Annotated in this window: 11 protein-coding genes and 1 pseudogene; 4 read left to right on the top strand and 8 right to left on the bottom strand. The window is 63.8% G+C overall.

Features of this window, described 5'->3' with window-relative positions; translation table 11 throughout:
* A pseudogene (locus ASC86_RS26775) lies at positions 1-140 on the top strand (electron transfer flavoprotein subunit alpha/FixB family protein); the annotation flags it as partial.
* Positions 141-255: 115 nt separating this feature from the next.
* The gene (locus ASC86_RS23270; protein ID WP_056326929.1) at positions 256-1,131 is read left to right on the top strand and encodes a DMT family transporter; all 876 of its coding nucleotides are present in this window, start codon (positions 256-258) and stop codon (positions 1,129-1,131) included.
* A 7-nt stretch (positions 1,132-1,138) separates the two neighbouring features.
* Here the strand turns inward: ASC86_RS23270 and ASC86_RS23265 are convergent, their stop codons facing one another.
* The 8 genes from ASC86_RS23265 to ASC86_RS23230 all read right to left on the bottom strand — a co-directional run bounded on the left by ASC86_RS23265 (position 1,139) and on the right by ASC86_RS23230 (position 12,928).
* A complete protein-coding gene (locus ASC86_RS23265) occupies positions 1,139-2,041 on the bottom strand; it encodes a LysR substrate-binding domain-containing protein (protein WP_056326927.1) in 903 nt (300 codons plus the stop codon).
* A gap of 61 nt (positions 2,042-2,102) precedes the next feature.
* Complete coding sequence (locus ASC86_RS23260; protein WP_056326925.1) at positions 2,103-3,308, bottom strand: FAD-binding oxidoreductase; 1,206 nt, start codon at positions 3,306-3,308, stop codon at positions 2,103-2,105.
* A complete protein-coding gene (locus ASC86_RS23255) occupies positions 3,305-4,123 on the bottom strand; it encodes an NAD(P)-dependent oxidoreductase (RefSeq protein WP_056326923.1) in 819 nt (272 codons plus the stop codon). The genes ASC86_RS23260 and ASC86_RS23255 overlap by 4 nt, the downstream gene beginning before the upstream one ends.
* Before the next feature lie 12 nt (positions 4,124-4,135).
* Positions 4,136-5,341 (bottom strand): pyridoxal phosphate-dependent aminotransferase, encoded by a 1,206-nt coding sequence (locus ASC86_RS23250; RefSeq protein WP_056326920.1) that lies wholly within the window; start codon positions 5,339-5,341, stop codon positions 4,136-4,138.
* Positions 5,338-6,957: a hydantoinase B/oxoprolinase family protein gene (locus tag ASC86_RS23245; protein ID WP_056326918.1), complete on the bottom strand. Its 1,620-nt coding sequence runs from the start codon at positions 6,955-6,957 to the stop codon at positions 5,338-5,340. The genes ASC86_RS23250 and ASC86_RS23245 overlap by 4 nt, the downstream gene beginning before the upstream one ends.
* Before the next feature lie 2 nt (positions 6,958-6,959).
* Positions 6,960-9,038, bottom strand: coding sequence for a hydantoinase/oxoprolinase family protein (locus tag ASC86_RS23240; protein WP_056326916.1), 2,079 nt, complete (start codon positions 9,036-9,038; stop codon positions 6,960-6,962).
* On the bottom strand, positions 9,035-10,711 hold the full coding sequence (locus tag ASC86_RS23235; protein ID WP_056326914.1) for a thiamine pyrophosphate-dependent enzyme: 1,677 nt from the start codon (positions 10,709-10,711) through the stop codon (positions 9,035-9,037). The genes ASC86_RS23240 and ASC86_RS23235 overlap by 4 nt, the downstream gene beginning before the upstream one ends.
* A gap of 225 nt (positions 10,712-10,936) precedes the next feature.
* Entirely contained in the window at positions 10,937-12,928 is a 1,992-nt protein-coding gene (locus ASC86_RS23230) for an EAL domain-containing protein (RefSeq protein ID WP_244477680.1), read from the bottom strand.
* Positions 12,929-13,467: 539 nt separating this feature from the next.
* Between ASC86_RS23230 and ASC86_RS23225 the strand changes: the two genes are divergently transcribed.
* Positions 13,468-15,780, top strand: a complete 2,313-nt coding sequence (locus ASC86_RS23225) for a methyl-accepting chemotaxis protein (protein ID WP_056326910.1) — start codon at positions 13,468-13,470, stop codon at positions 15,778-15,780.
* Between the two features lie 304 nt (positions 15,781-16,084).
* On the top strand, positions 16,085-16,981 hold the full coding sequence (locus ASC86_RS23220; RefSeq protein ID WP_056326908.1) for a bestrophin family protein: 897 nt from the start codon (positions 16,085-16,087) through the stop codon (positions 16,979-16,981).
* The last annotated feature ends 90 nt before the right edge of the window (positions 16,982-17,071 follow it).

Below are 17,071 nucleotides of genomic sequence, written 5' to 3'. Positions count from 1 at the left end.
AGCATCTGGCCGGCATGAAGGACAGTAAGGTCATCGTCGCCATCAACAAGGACGAGGAAGCGCCGATCTTCCAGGTCGCCGACTTCGGCCTCGTCGCCGATCTGTTCGAGGCCCTGCCGGAGCTGGAAAAGGCGCTCTGAAAACAACCGCCAGGGGCAACCACACCCCTGAGCCCGCCGCGCCGCCGATATCACAACTTCGTTTGGCCGCACCTCAAGCCCGTGCTATCAGCGTGCCCAACGATTGCGAGTTATCATGAGTCCCAAGACCCGCGGCTATCTTTTTGCCTTTCTGGCCGTCTGCATTTTTGCGGGGCAGGATGCGATCACCAAATATCTTGGCGATCGGTATCCGGCGCTTTTCATCACGATGATCCGCTTCTGGGCGTTTGCGCTTTTCGTCTGCGCATTCGCGGCCTCATCGCAGGGCGGCATGCGGCAGGCGGTCCGGACGCGCCGCCCCTGGCTGCAGATCGTCCGGGGGCTGCTGCTGGTGGCGGAAATCGTCCTGATCGTCTTTTCCTACGTGCATGCCGGCCTTGCCATGAGCCAGTCGATCTTTCAGGCGACGCCGCTGATCATCACGATCCTGTCGATCCCGCTGCTCGGCGAAGCCGTCGGCTGGCGGCGCGGGACCGCCGTGCTGGTCGGCCTCATCGGGGTGCTGGTGATCATCAACCCGATCGACGTGCATTTCGATCTGTCGCTGCTTCTGCCTCTCGGCGCTTCCGTGCTCTTTGCGCTCTACAGCATCGCGACCCGCGCGGTGAGCCGCGAGGATTCGGCCGTAACCAGCCTGTTTTATGCCGGTATCGCGGGCGCGGTGGCGATCTCGGCGATCGGGCCGTTCTACTGGACCGAGGTCAAGCCGTCCGACTGGTATGCGCTTGCCGCCCTCTGCGTCTGCGGCACGCTCAGCCACTATTTCCTCATCCGCGCCTATAGCCTGCTGCCGGCCGCGGAAGTGCAGCCGGTTACCTATTTTCAGCTCGTGCTCAATGTCATCCTCGCCGTCACCCTCTTCGGAGAGATCATCACGCCCAACATGATCGTCGGCGCCATCATCGTCGTCGGCGCGGGGCTGTTCACCATCTGGCGGGAACATCAATTGGCAAAACGCACGTCCTCATAGGAGGCGACTACCAGTGCTCCGCGGCGATCCAGTCGCAAAAGGCGGAGATGATCTTGACCCGCTTGTGAGCCCTCGGAACGACGAGGTAGAAGCCGGGCACATCTTTCTTGTCCATCGTATCGAGGATCTCGACGCCGAGCGGCGCGACGAGCGTGCCCGCCTCGATATCGGCGAGCGCATCGAGCTTCGAGACGAGCCCGACGCCGATGCCGGAAATCGCGCCCCGGCGCATGGTCGCGGCATCCTGGAATTCGATCTCGCCGGCCATTTCCAGCGACGGCAGGCCGAGATGCGCCAGCACCTTGCGCCAGAGATCGCGCGCCATGACGGGATGAAGAAGGGTCATGCGGCCGAGATCGGCGGGCGAACTGATCTGCCTTGCCAGTTCCGGCGAGCAGCAGATGATCTTCGGATCGTGCATCAGCAGCTTGACGTCGTATTCCTTCCAGTTGCCGAAACCCCACTGGATGGACACGTCCACCTCGTCGGCCGCGAAGTCGCGCACGTTGACCATCGTTGTCAGGCGGATGTCGGCGCCGGGCATCCGCTGGCGAAAACGCTCCAGCCGCTCCATCAGGTAGCGCGTGGCGAAATACGGGCTGACATTGATGTTGATGCGGTTGCGATAGGTCGAATTGGTGACCCGGCGGATGCCTTCGGTAAATTCGTCGAAACCCGCCTGGACGAAATGCGAGAGGATGATCGCATGCTCCGTCGGCTCGATGACCCGTGCCTTCCGCTCGAACAGGGGAACGTGCAGGGTATCCTCCAGCAGCTTGATCTGCTGGCTGATGGCCTGCGGCGTGACGAGAAGCTCGTCCGCCGCACTGCGGAACGTGCCCCGGCGCATGACCGCCCAGAATGCGCGCAACGCATTGAGAGGGGGAAGCCGCGTTTGTTGTCCAGCCAATTCACCCTCCGGCAGGCATATCAGGTACAGCCGTCTCCGCCGCCGGCGCAGCCGGTCGCGGTTAGATAACGGCTTTTTCGAGGAACGGACGATTCTCCACGATTCGCTCGTAGCCGACCTCCGTCAGGTCCAGTGTGCGATATTCGCCGTAGATGATCAACTCCGACACGCCCCGCCCCGTTGCCGGCCCCTGCTGCAGGCCATGGCCGGAGAAACCGTTGGCGAAGACGAAATTGCGCACCACCGGATGGCGGCCGACGACCAGATTGTGGTCCAGCGTATTGAAGTCGTAATGACCCGCCCACTGGTTCACCACCTTGATCGCCTCGAACTGGGGCGACCTCTCGGCCAGCGCCGGCCAGATGATCTCCTCGAATTCCTCGTAGCGCGGCTCGAAATCGTCCCAATCCGCGGCCGGGTCTTCCACCGGCGGACAACCCGTCAGGAAGAAGCGGCCTTCGGGCCGGCAGAACACACCGGACGGATCGATCATCAGCGGCAGCCGCCCCTGGTTGACACCAGCGGTTCCTTCGGGCGTGCGGGCACAATCGAAGACGAACAAGGTGCGCTTGCGCGGCTCGACCGGAATGTCGAGACCGGCCATGCGGGCCGTCAGCGCCGCGCGCGGACCGGAGGCGTTGACGATCGTGCCGGCCTTGACGACCGCACCCGATTTCAACGTCACCGACGTCACGGCATCGCCATCGCGGCCGATGGCCACGGCTTCGTCCGTGACGTAATCGACGCCGAGCGAGCGGGCCTTGTTCTTGAAGCCGTACATCAGGCCGGTATTGTTGAACCAGCCTTCGCCGGAACGGCCGTAGGACGCCAGCTCGATATCCGCCACGTTGAGATGCGGGAAGGCGTTCGCCAGCTCGTCGCGGTTCCAGAGCACGACATCGGCGCCGCAAGAGACCTGCGCCTCATGGTTTTCCTTGAGGACCTGCACCTGCTCCGGCGTATTGGCGAGAAACAGGTAGCCGCCGGAATGGAAGCCGAGATCGGGTTTGTCGTCGCCGACCTGCATCATCTCGCCGAAATTGCGGATGACCTCGGAGCCGTACTGGCTGATCCTGACGTTGATCGGGTTGGAAAACTGGGTGCGGATCGAGGACGACGACAGCGAGGTCGCCGCCTTCAGATAGGTCGGGTCGCGCTCGATGACGAGCACCGAGCCGTCGAAATCGGGATTGGCGGAAAGATAATAGGCGACGGCGGAACCGATCACCGCGCCGCCGACGATGACGACGTCATACTGCTCTTTCATTTCGATGCCTCGTCATTGGGATGTCCGATATCGACGAACCATCCGCCGAGATAAAGGGTGGACGGCGCCTTCGGATTGACCGGCGGCTTTTCCGCCTCGACCTTGGCGCGGAAGCGCTCGGTATTGTCCTGCGGCACATAGCCGAGATGGCCGGCTTTGGCATTGTCGACCGGCTTGACGGCATTGTCGGAGAGGCCGAAGCTGATCGTGTGGCCGACACGCGGCGCCGTCAGGCTGGCGGTTACCAGACGGATGCAATCCTCGAAGGAAAGCCAGGACCAGAGCATGCGGCGATCCGCCGGCTCCGGGAAGGAGGAGAAGATGCGCAGGCACACGCTCTCCAGCCCGAACTTGTCCCAGTAGAAGCGGCTCAGCGCCTCGACGAAGCATTTGGAAACACCGTAGAGGCTGTCCGGCCGAACCGGCGCGTCCGTATCGATATGGGCTTCCAGCGTATGATAGCCGATCGCATGCACCGACGAGGCATAGACCACGCGCTTGACGCCGTTTTTACGGGCGGCTTCGTAGATGTGGTAGCTGCCGCGGATATTGGCATCGAGGATATCCTGCCAGGGCCGCTCCAGCGGAACGCCGCCGAAATGCACGATGGCATCGACGCCCTCGACCGCCTTCATCACAGCGGCTTCGTCGGCGAGATCGAAGACCATCGCCTCCTCATTTGGCTGCACATCCTTGATTTCCGTGATATCCGCCAGCCGCAGCTTGTCGGCCAACGGGGCGAGGCCGCGACGCAGTTCCGTGCCGAGGCGGCCGGCTGCCCCGGTGATCAGGATGGTTTTGTAGAGCTTGGACATACTTCGTTCCAATCAGAATTCGAGTTTGGCGACCGCGGCCGCGATACGCCTCACCGCCTCCGCCAGCACCTCTTCGGAGGTTGCCGTGGACATGCGGAAGAAGGGCGACAGACCATAGGCCGTGCCCGGAACGGCCGCCACATGCCCTTCGTCGAGAAGGTACTTTGCGACGGCGACATCGTCTTCCAGCGTCTGGCCGGCGGGGGTTTTCGCGCCGATCAGCGCCGCGCAGCCGATATAGGCATAGAAGGCGCCTTCCGGCGGATCGAGGCTCAGCGTATCGATTTTGGCGATGCCCGCGACCACGAGATCGCGGCGGCGCTCGAACGCCGCGCGGAATTCGGCGACGCACTCCTGCGGTCCCTCGAGCGCTGCCTTGGCCGCGATCTGCGCCGGGGCGGAAACGGAGGTGCAGGACTGGCTCTGGATCGTCGCCATCGCCTTGATCAGGTCCTTTGGACCGGCAGCATAGCCGACACGCCAGCCGGTCATGGCATAGGCCTTGGACATGCCGTTGACGATCAGCGAGCGGTCGCGCAGTTCCGGGCAGGCCGCGCCAAAGGAGACGAAGGTGCGTTCGTCGAAGATGATGTGCTCGTAGATTTCATCCGAGAGGATTAGCACATCAGGATAGCGGGCAAGCACCGCGCCGAGCGCCTTCAGCTGCGCCTCGGTATAGACCGCGCCGGAGGGATTGCCCGGCATGTTGAGGAACAGCCAGCGGGTCTTTTCCGTCAGCGCCGCTTCCAGCACTTCGGGCGTCAGGCGAAAACCGTTTTCGGCCGGGCAGGCCGGGGTGACAGGCACGCCGCCGAAAAGCTTGACCATTTCCGGGTAGGAGACGAAGTAGGGCGCCGGCAGGATTGCCTCGTCGCCCTCCTCCAGCGTTGCCATCAGCGCATTGAAGATGATCTGCTTTGCACCATTGGCGACCGCGATCTCGTCGATGGCGTAGTCGAGGCCGTTTTCCCGTTTGAACTTGGCGGCTATCGCCTTGCGCAGGTCCGCCGTGCCGAGCGAGGCGGTGTAGAGCATGCGCTCCTTGCGCGCCGCTTCGAAGGCGGCCTCGGTGATGTGGACGGGCGCCGGAAAGTCGGGCTCGCCGAGACCGAGGTCGATCACGTCGATCCCGGTTGCCGCCAAATCCTTGGCGGCCTGCGAGACGGCCATGGAAGCCGAGGGTTTGACGGCGGAAAGCCGGCTGGCGATATGGCTCATCGTTTCTTCTCCGTCACGTAACCCTTGGACAGGTCTTCGGCGCTCGCTTCGTCCGGACGCTCGGCCGGGTTGCCGAAGCCGCCGCCGCCCGGCAGTTCCAGCACCAGCCGGCGGCCCGCCGGCACATGCTGCCAGCCCTTCGGCCGCAGCTTCGTTCCGTCGTCGAGCCTTGCCGAACCGGGTGCGCCGTCTTCGCCGCCGTCACGTCCGCGCGCCGGGGTCGCAATGCGGTCGAACATCGCCGAGAAATCGAATTCATGGCCTTCGGCCGGCGCGATCTCGATGATCTGGCCGAGGCCGCCGCGATACTTGCCCGCACCACCTGAATCGGGACGCAGCTCCTTGCGCCAGACGACGATGGGGCCGGTATGCTCGGTGGCCTCGATCGGCATGGTATGGACGCCGGAAGGGAACGCCGTCGAGGAGAGGCCGTCGATGCCAGGGCGCGCACCCATGCCGCCGGAGTTGAACATCAGCACCTCGGCGCGGCGGCCGGCAGCGCCAGCAACCGGGCGCGCCGAGATATGGATGTTCCACAGGGCAGCCGCACCTTCGGCAAGAATCTGGCCGGGCAGCGCCTTGGCAAGCGCGCCGAGAACGAGGTCCGGCACCATGTGGCCGATGACGTGGCGCACCGAAACCGGGGCCGGCCGCTCCGCATTGAGGATATTGACCGGCGAGGAGACGTTGAAGACGGCGAGAGAGGCCGAATTGTTCGGAATATCCGGCGCCACCACGCATTTCAGCGCATAGCAGGCATAGGCCTTGGTGTAGATCAGCGGCACGTTGATGCCCCAGCGGCTCATGCCGTCCGTGCCGGAGAAATCGACATTGACGCCGCTGTCGGTGATCGAGACCTCGGCTGCGAGCCTGATCGGCACATCGTAGCCGTCCGTCAGCATATCGTTCGACCAGGAGCCCTTCGGCAGGCCGGCGATGCGCTCCATCGTCGCCGCATGGGTGCGCGACAGGATGAAATCGCCGATCGTGTCGAGATTGTCGTAGCCGACCTCGTCGAGCATCTCGATCAGCCGCCTGTGGCCGACGTCGTTGCAGGCGGCAAGCGAGTAGAAATCGCCGATCACCTGGTTCGGCTCGCGCACGTTGAGGCGCAGGATCTTCAGGAGGTCCTTGTTCACCGTGCCGCGCTCGGCGAACTTCATGATCGGGATCTGGATGCCTTCCTCGTAGACCGACTTGCCATCCGCCCCGAAGCCGCGCCCGCCGACATCGACCACATGGGCCGTGCAGGCGAAGAAGCCGATCAGTTCGTCTCCCTTGAACGAGGGCGAGACCATGGTGATGTCGTGCAGGTGGCCGGTGCCCTTCCACGGATCGTTGGTGACGTAGGTATCGCCCGGATACATCTCCTCGCGGGGGATTTCGGCGATGAAATGCAGCACGGCCTCGGCCATGGTGTTGACGTGGCCGGGCGTGCCGGTGACGGCTTGGGCGAGCATCTCGCCCTTGGCGTTGTAGACGCCGGCCGAAAGATCGCCCGCCTCGCGGACGGAGGTGGAAAACGCGGTGCGCAGCAGCGTCAGCGCCTGCTCCTCGACGACCGAGATCAGGCGGTTCCACATGACCTGCATGCGAATTTCATTGATATCGCTCATGATCAGTGTCCCTTGCGCACGAGAAGAATGGTGCCGTCGATCTGGATGACGGCATCGAACGGCGACGTGACGATGGTGGAGGTTTCCCGCTCGACGATGACGGCGGGGCCTGTCACCCGCGCACCCGGCGATAGCGTATCGCGCGGCACGATCGCGGTTTCCAGCCGTTTGCCGGAGGCGGGATCGAAGACGGCGCGGCTGACGGGTGCGGGCACCACGGCACCGTCCGTTTCAAGGGCGAAGCGTTCGCCTTCCGGGCGCACATCCTGCGCCTTCACCGACCATGTCACGAACTCGATTTCCGGGCCTTCGACCGCGCGGCCGAAGAACTGGGCGTAGCGCTCCTTGAAGGCCGCCTCGATCATCGCCGTATCCGCCGGAGCGAAAGCGCGGTCGGGCAGCGCGACGGGGATTTCCCAGCCCTGGCCCCGATACCGCATGAAGGCGGTGATCTCGCTGATGATCTCCCCATCCGTACCGGCGCGCACGAAGCCCTCGGCGGTTGCCTTCAGGTCGTCGAGCATGGCGTTGACCGCCCCGGCATCGAATTTCGTGATGCCCATGATCTTGGAGGCGAGCGCCTCATAGCCGAACGGCGCCTTGAGGAAGCCGATGGCCGACCCCACACCCGCCCCTTGCGGAATGAGGCACTGCTCCACACCGAGCTTTTCGCAGAGCCGGGCGGCATGCAGGGGAGCAGCACCGCCGAAGGCGATCATGATGTTTTCGGAAATGTTCTTGCCGTTCTCGACCGCATGGACGCGCGCCGCATTGGCCATGTTCTCGTCCACCACCTCGACAATGCCGAAGGCTGCGGCTTCCGGGGCGAGCTTCAATCTTTCGCCGACATCGCGCGCGATCGCCGCGCTGGCGTTCTCGACGGAAAGCTTGATCTTGCCGCCAGCGAAATTGTCGGGATCGAGCTTGCCGAGCACGAGATCGGCGTCGGTGATCGCCGGCCGCTCGCCACCGCGCTGGTAGCAGGCCGGTCCCGGCTCGGAGGCCGCGGATTCCGGCCCGGCCTGAATGCGGCCCATGGCATCGACCCAGGCGATGGAGCCGCCACCGGCACCGATCTCGATCATCTCGATCACCGGAATAGAGATCGGCATGCCCGAGCCCTTGCAGAAACGGTAGGTGCGGGCGACCTCGAAGGTGCGCGCCGTGTGCGGCTGGTAATCCTCGATGAGGCAGATCTTCGCCGTCGTGCCGCCCATGTCATAGGAGACGACACGGTCGAGGCTGAAACGGCGGGCAATATCGGCGGCGAAGATCGCACCGCCCGCCGGGCCGGATTCGACGAGGCGAACCGGAAATTCGGCGGCCGTCTCCACCGAGATGAGCCCGCCACCCGAATGGATCATGAAGACCGGGCACTCCGCCCCCATCTCCTTCAGCCGCACCTGCAGGCGCGACAGGTAATCGGCCATCTGCGGGCGCACATAGGCATTGGCGCAGACCGTATTGAAACGTTCGAACTCACGCATCTGCGGCGAGACTTCCGAGGAGATCGAGATCGGGATCGAGAGTTTCTTCGACAGGATTTCGCGGGCGCGCTCCTCATGCGCCGGGTTCATGTAGGAATGAATGAAGCCGATGGCGACGGCCCCGAAGCCGCGCTCCGCGATGATATCAGCCAAGGCCTCCAGCGCCGCTTCGTCGAGCGCTTGCAGCTCCCTGCCCTGCGCATCGATGCGGCCCTTGACCGGGAAGCGATCCTCGCGCGGGATCAGCGGCTTCGGCAGCACGAGGCTGAGGTCGTACTGTTCGAACCGGTTTTCCGTGCGCATCTCGATGACATCGCGAAAACCTTCTGTCGTGACGAGCGCGGTCCGGGCGCCACGGCGCTCGATCAGTGCATTGGTGGCAAGCGTCGTGCCGTGGATGACGATGTCGATCTCGTCAGGTGCGATGCCCGCATCCTTGATGACAATCTCTATGCCATCGAGGATCGCCTGTTCCGGCGCGGCATAATTGGTCAGCACCTTCGTCGAGAAGAGTTTGCCCCTGATATCGAGCGCAATGTCGGTAAAGGTGCCGCCGATGTCGGCGCCGAGGCGGATGTCGTGACGCTGGGTCATGCGGTTTCCTTTGCAGTAAGGGCGGCCTTGCGCATTTGGCTCAGCGTCTGGCGTGGGGTCAACGCCTCGGGTGAAATGTCGAGGTCGAGGAGGGCGCCGGTCTTCGATGCCCGCGCCCGTTCGAAGGCGGCGGCGAAATCCGCCGTGGCCGTCACGCGCTCGGCATGGAAACCGTAAGACTTCGCCAGCGCCACGAAATCCGGGTTGACCATCGTCGTGCCGGAGACCCGTTCCGGGTAGTGCCGCTCCTGATGGGCGCGGATCGTGCCGTAAATGCCGTTGTTGACGAGCAGGATGATCGGCTGCGCCCCATGCTGGAGAGCGGTTGCCAGTTCCTGGCAGTTCATCTGGAAATCGCCATCGCCGGCAAAGCAGACGACGGTGCGCTCGGGATGGGCGACTTTCGCCGCCACGGCCGCCGGAACGCCATAGCCCATCGCGCCCGATTGCGGGGCGAGAAGCCGCGCCTTCGGCCCGAACTTGAAGAATTTGTTGGGCCAGACCGTGAAATTGCCGGCACCGTTGGTCAGGATCACGTCCTCAGGCAGAACCTCGTTCAGGAGCGCCGTGACCTTGCCCATGTCGACCGGCGACGGCAGGTCGGGAAGATTAAAGCCCTTTTCATAAGCCGCGCGCCCCTTGGCCCGCCATTCGGCCCACTCTCCCCTGACCGGTTCGAGCGCATCCAGCGCCTGCGCAAACGCATTCGGGCCGGCGTGGATACCGAGCGCGGGACGATAGACCTTGCCGATCTCCAGATCGGAACCGTGCACGTGGATGATCTGCTGGCGCGGCTGCGGCACGTCGAACAGCGTGTAGCCTTCCGTGGAGTTTTCCCCGAAGCGGTTGTTGATCGCAAGGATGACATCGGCGTCGCGCAGCAGTTCCTTGACCGAGGCGACCATGCCGACGCCGGCTTCGCCGCAGAAGGTCGGCGAGTTGTTGTCGTACTGGTCCTGATAGCGGAAGACGGAAACGACCGGAATATCGGACGCCTCGGCAAAGCCCTGGACGGCGGCCATCGAGCCATCGGCCCAGTTGCAGCCGCCATAGAGAATGACGGGACGCTTTGCGCCCTCCAGCATCCGGCGCAAACGCTGCATGGCAGCAGCCGACGGCGCGGGCTCGGCGATCTCGACCGGGCCGGACAGCGGCGCGGCCGCAGTCAGCGAGGTCAGCATATCTTCCGGCAGCGCGATCACGATGGGGCCGGGACGACCCGAAACCGCAAGCGTCCAGGCGCGCGAAAGGATTTCCGGGATGCGCTCGACCCGATCGATCTCGACCGCCCATTTGGCCATGGTGCCGAAAACGGCCTTGTAGTCCACCTCCTGGAAGGCTTCGCGGCCTTTCATGTCGGTTCCGACCTGACCGACGAAGAGGATCATCGGCGCGGAGTCCTGCATGGCGGTATGCACGCCGATCGAGGCATTGGTGGCGCCGGGACCGCGGGTCACGAAGCAGAGGCCGGGCTGGCCCGTCAGCTTGCCATAGGCCGCCGCCATGAATGCGGCACCGCCTTCGTTGCGGCACAGAACATAATCGAGGCGTCCCCCGGTGTCGTGCAGCGCATCGAGCACCGCGAGATAGCTTTCCCCCGGCACCCCGAAGCTCTTCGTCGCTCCCAGCGCCAAGAGGCACTCGACGAGCAACTGCCCTCCATTACGTTCCATGTCCATATTCCCGTGGTTCGATGATGCGAGACTGCAACCCCACCGCCCTCGATCTCGTCGGCAGAGCACGCGCGACAGGTTCTTTCGGCATTAGGCGATCTCCATAAGGCATAGGGGAAGATGCCTTTGCACACCGCGGCTTGAAACGAAGAAATTGGCTCGCTTAGACAAGTTATTCTTGTTTGCCGCCTGCCGCCCGGCGACGGTCCCGGTCATGGTTACAGGCTAGGCGACGCCCGCCTCGCAGCGCTGAACGTCGTCGATCGCATGCGCCGCGAACGGCTCGGGACGGCCGACGAAATAGCCCTGGGCATAGTCGACGCCGATGGTGCGCAATGCGGCGAGGATATCGGCATCCTCCACGAATTCGGCGATCGTCCGCCGGCCGGCGAGATGGGAAATCTGGTTGATCATCTCGACGGTCATCCAGTCCGTCTTGTCCGTCAGCATATCGCGCACGAAGCTGCCGTCGATCTTCACGTAGTCCACCGGCAGACGTTTCAGATAGGTGAGCGACGACATGCCGACGCCGAAATCGTCGAGCGCGAAGCGGCAGCCCATGGCGCGCATGGCCTTCATGAAGACGATGGCCTCGTCGAGGTTTTCGATGGCGCTGGTTTCGGTGATCTCGAAGCACAGGACCTCGGCCGGCACGCCGCTGCGGCGCAGCGCCTCGCCCAGGAACGGCAGGAACGTGTCGTCCTTCAGCGTCAGGCCGCTGAGGTTGATCGAATAGGTGCCCGAAGCCGCCCCCTTGCGCCGGCTGATGATATCGAGCGCATGCTGCACGACCCAGCGATCGAGCGCAGGCATCAGGCCGAAGCGCTCGGCGGCTGGAATGAAGGCGCCGGGCGAAAGCAGCTTGCCGTCCTCTTCCAGGCGCAGCAGAATTTCGCAATGCTCCGCCGGGACACCGTTGCCGTCGATCGCGACAATCTTTTGGGAAACCAGCCGGAAATTGTTCCCCTCCAGGGCCCGGTGCAGGCGCTGCACCCAGTTGAGATTGGCGGTGAACTGGGTCTGCGCCGCATCCGTGGTCTCGAAGACATGCACGCGGTTGCGGCCCTTCTCCTTGGCCATGTAACAGGCGATATCGGCCGCCCGCAGCGCCTCCTGCAGCGTAAACCTGCGCCCCGCGAGATGCACCACGCCAATGCTGGCGCTGATCGTATAGCGGTGCCCCTCCCAGACGAAGTCGATCGTCTCCACGGTCTCGCGCAGCCGCGTACCGATACGCAGCGCGTCTTCCAGCGAGCAATCCGGCAGCACGATGCCGAACTCGTCGCCGCCGAGGCGGGCGAGCAGGTCCGTGTCACGGATCGCCTTTTCGAGATCGCGCGATACGCGGCACAGAAGCGCGTCCCCCGCCGCATGGCCGCCATTGTCGTTGACGGCCTTGAACTGGTCGAGGTCTATGAACATCAGCGCATGGCGCGTGCCGGGCTGTTCGAGGGCCCGCGCAAGCTTCGCCTCGAACAGCCGCCGGTTCGGCAGGTCGGTGAGGTCGTCATGGTTGGCGTTGTGGGAAAGCTTTTCTTCGATGCGGCGGCGATGCGAGAGAAAGCTGTTCAGCCGCCAGACGGTCAGCACGATAAACAGCAGCGCCATGCCCGCATTGCTGACGAAAAGCACGGTCTGGATCTCGCGGGTGCCCTCGCCCAACCGGTCGGAGAAGCGCTTGGTGAGCGGCGTGACGAGCGCGTTGATCTCATCGAGCCGGCGTGTGATGTCCCGCCGATCGGTATCGCTGATCTGGCGGGAGGTATCGATCGCGTCCCCGATCGGCCTCAGTTGCATCAGGGCGTCTTCGGCGGTGCGCCAGTCGCGGATGCAGGCCTCCATGGCAGGCAGCCACCGGAAATAGCGAAACAGCCAGATGACGTTCGGGATGTCATCGGGATGGCTGCCGCCGGCAAGGAAACCCCGGAAGGCGGCATCGACATCCGGCGGGTCGACCTCCAGCGCAAGGCGAGCCGCCCGGTCGCCCAGCGGGATTGCCATCGCCTCATGGTAGCGCGCGACGAAGGACTGATCGCCGGAATCGGCATAGCGGTTGAGGAAGTAGAGGGCGTCGTGCTGCCCCTTAGACCACAGGCTTTCGCCGGTCACGAAGGCGCGCAACGACGAGGTGAGCTGCAGGCTGAACGTGGCAAGCGCGGTCTGCAGCAGAACGATGAGAACGAAGGGCCAGGCCACGGTCACGAGGCGCAAGGTCATCTTCGGAGCGCCCCTCATGCAAGGCCCCGCAGCCGCGGATAAGGCTGCATGCCGGCGCTTGGCCGACATCCCGTTCCGTTCGCGATCGCCGTTCTGCCGAAAGGCCGCACTCTTCTCACTATAGCTTGTCCCCTATGCCTGCACGCCCGGAAACCGGGAACACTCAGACATGGAGAATAAGAGCACAGGAGCGTAATGAAAGTGCTAATATAATCGTTTTAACCGTATCATAGCGGGTGATGCTTCTTCGCAACGGCGGACGGTGACAAAAATAGCTGCCGCCTTCACAAGACATCCACCGATTTTCATCGACTGCCGGTATCAGGCAGTTCTTGCCAATCCCGCTGTTTCTCCGCAGCAGCGAGGCTTGGCTGTTTATTAATAATTTTAGTCGATAAAATATTTTTGGGCGTCAGGCTTTTGCGGACCTGTGCGTCTCTGGCGCCGGTCGTGCGCCCGCCCTCCATGACGGAGCCCCTCAAAAATGAATGTGCCTTTTGCAGCCGCTTAACCGCGGACGTTTTTATCGTGAGGATTTCATGTTCAAGTTCAAGCCAAAGTCGCTTGCGACGAAGCTCATCGCGGTCACCGGCGGCACCATTGCCTTGGTCATGCTTTCCTCCAACACCGTCCTGATTGGCGAGACCCAGAGCCGCGTTTCCGATCTCGTCTACGCGCAGGCCAATACCGAAGCCAAGGCGATCGCGGCCGACATCGCGACGGACGTAGGCCAGATCGTCAGCGCGGCGCGCTCCATGTCGGGCGTCATCGAACAGGGCCGCGCCGGCGGTCATCTCGACCGCAGGGAAGTCGTCGATATCACCAGAACGAGCCTCGATAAAAACAGCTTCGCGTTCGGCGCATGGTTTGCCGAAGCGCCGAACGCCTTCGACGGCAAGTCGCCGGAAACGCCCGAACAGCTCGAAGCGGGCACCTACAAGGACGGATCGTTCAACCTGTTCTGGACACGCCAGCCGGACGGCTCGGCCAAGCTTTCCACCTTCAAGTCCGATTATGTCGCCGAATGGTATTCGCTGGCCGCCCAGACCGGCAAGGGCATCATAACCCAGCCCTATGTGGAAAGCTCAACCGGCGTCGATTTCACCATGGCATCCATCGCCTATCCGGTGAAGGACGACGGCAAGCTGATCGGCGTCACCGGCGTCGACATCTCGCTGCAGACGTTCCACGACAAGCTCAGCCAGCTGAAGCCCTTCGACACCGGCCGCGTCCTCTTGCTGTCGCAATCCGGCCAGTGGATCGTCGGTCCGACCGGCGATCTGCTGATGAAGGATTACGAGGGCGACGGCGCCGATATCGTCAAGCAGTCGCTCGCCTCCGGCAAGCCCGGTCGTATCGAAAACCTGTCCTTCGACGACTTCGCGTCGTTCGACCGTATCGTCTATCCCTTCGCGCTGCCGGATGTCGGCACGACCTGGGTCGTGCTCATCGATGTGCCGCATGCGGCCATTGCCGCCCCGGTCAACGCCCAGACCTATATGATGATCATCGGCGGCCTGATCGTTCTCGGCGCCGTTCTCGCCGGCCTCTATCTCGCCGTGCGCACCTTCGTCCAGAAGCCGCTGGCCAGCCTCGTCGCCGACGTCGCCACCCTCGGCAAAGGCACCTATACCCAGCCGATCGCCGGGCAGGACCGTTCGGACGAGACCGGCTCCGTCGCCAAGGCGCTCGAAGGCTTCCGCCATCAGCTTGCCGATACCAAGCGTCTCGAAGCCGAAGCTAACAGCCAGCGTCAGCTCACCGAGGCCGAGCGCGGTCGCGCGGAAACCGAACGCGCCCAGTCGAATGCCCTTCAGCGCGACATCGTCGCCCGTCTCGGCGACGGCCTTGCGCAGCTCTCGTCGGGCAACCTCACCTTCCGTCTTTCCGGCGATTTTCCCGGCGAGTACGGCAAGCTGAAGACCGATTTCAACTCCGCCATCGCCAGCCTCGAAGAAACGATCCAGACGGTCAACACCTCGGTCGGCAATATCGGCGGCGGCACGAGCGAAATTTCCCGAGGCGCGGCCGACCTCTCGCACCGCACCGAACAGCAGGCCGCGAGCCTGGAAGAGACCGCAGCCGCGCTCGACGAACTGACCTCGCAGGTCAATTCCAGCGCCGACAACGCGCGCATCGCCGCCAAGTCCGTGGAAACGGCAAGCGGCGACGCCAGCAAGTCCGGCGAAGTCGTGCAGAAGGCCATCGCCGCCATGCACGGCATCGAGCACTCGTCGCGCGAAATCTCCAATATCATCGGCGTCATCGACGAGATCGCCTTCCAGACCAACCTGCTCGCCTTGAACGCCGGTGTCGAAGCCGCGCGCGCCGGTGAAGCCGGCAAGGGCTTTGCCGTCGTCGCCCAGGAAGTGCGCGAACTCGCCCAGCGCTCTGCCAAGGCGGCCAAGGAAATCAAGGCCCTGATCAACACCTCCGAGGTGCAGGTCCGCGACGGTGTCGATCTCGTCGGCAGGGCCGGCGATGCACTGGAAAACATCGCCGAGCAGGTCATCCAGATCAACGGCCTCATCCGCCAGATCTCGTCGTCTGCTTCCGAACAGGCCGTCGGCCTCAAGGAAATCAACTCCGCCGTCAACCAGATGGACCAGGTGACCCAGCAGAACGCCGCCATGGTCGAGGAAACCACCGCCGCTTCGATGACGCTGAACGACGAGGCCCAGATGCTGAAATCGCTCGTCGCACGCTTCCGCGCCGGCGCAAATACCACGACCACCCAGCCTGCCGCCCGCACGCAGGCTGCCCCGCGCAGTAGCTACAAGGCGCCCCGCGCCGCCATCCCGCGGGTCGCCGGCAACACGGCGCTTGCGCAGGACGAGTGGCAGGAATTCTAGGAGAGGTCGAGGCATCCGACGCGATGGTCGCGGTCGACCAGAAACCCGCGTCAACGATCGCTTGCCGCGACGCGGAGCGCGGCGAGCCCCATCATCTGTCCCCTTTTCCGGCCATCGCGAGAGCCGGCGCTTGCCAACGCGACCACCCCATAGGAAAACAGCGGAATATCGGAGCGTTCGTGCCTCCGGGTGCGCGATAGATTTTCAACAGCGACACGATGGCAATGCCTCTGCGAACAGCATTCTTCCCCCCTAACCGAACAGGCGATCGCATGGCCAAGACATCGCCCGAGGATTGCCGGCCATGATCATCCGCCCGCGGCCCGGCCTGCTGATGCTGTTCTTCGTGGTGAAGGGCTCGATCATCCTGCGGACCTGGCCGCAGCTAACCGCGGTCGGGCTATTGTCCGCCGCCGTCGTCGCTGCACACCGCTACGCGCCGGATCTGGTGCCCGGCGTCAATCCCGCTCCCTTTACGCTGATCGGCATCGCGCTCTCGATCTTTCTGAGCTTTCGCAACAGCGCCTGCTACGATCGCTGGTGGGAAGCGCGAAAACTCTGGGGCCAGATCATCCAGACCGCCCGCGACATCGCCCGCCAGACGGTCGTTCTCGATGATGCGGCCGAGGCTCCCTCGCAGGAACGGCGCGATATCCTCTCCGCGGTGATCGCCTTCGGCTATGCCGCCGTCCGGCAATTGCGCCGGCAGACGGACAGTCTGGCGGCAGGCGATCCCCCACAGCCCGCCAACCCGGCCGATATGATCCTGCACGGCGCGGCCGCGCTGGTCGGCCGCATGCTGCGCCGGAACAGGCTGGCGCCCGTCGAAGCGCTCGCGCTCAACGACAGCCTGGGACGCCTGACGCAGGCCCTGGTCGGCTGCGAGCGGCTTGCCAACACGCCGCTGCCTTTCGCCTATACGTTGCTCCTGCACCGCACGGCCTATCTCTTCTGCTTCATCCTGCCGTTCGGCTTTGCCGATACGCTGGGCTGGGCGACGCCGCTGGCGGCCATGCTCGTCGCCTATACCTTCTTCGGCCTCGATGCGCTGGGCGAGGAACTGGAAGAACCCTTCGGCCTGATGCCGAACGACCTGCCGATCTCGGCCTATGCCACGACCATCGAAATCCATCTTCGTTCGGCCCTCGGCGAGACCGACCTGCCGCCGATGCCCGCTCCGGTCGATTACGTTCTGATCTGACGCCAAACGGCGTGCGAGCCCTTTCGTGAAAAGGCAAAATCTCTCTTCCCTTATCGTTATATTTTATGAAATATAACGATAAGGGAACGT

The organism is Rhizobium sp. Root1212, from assembly GCF_001424985.1.
Classification (GTDB): domain Bacteria; phylum Pseudomonadota; class Alphaproteobacteria; order Rhizobiales; family Rhizobiaceae; genus Pararhizobium.
The sequence above is the reverse complement of the archived record's forward strand: the minus strand, read 5'-3'. Positions and strand labels throughout refer to the sequence as shown.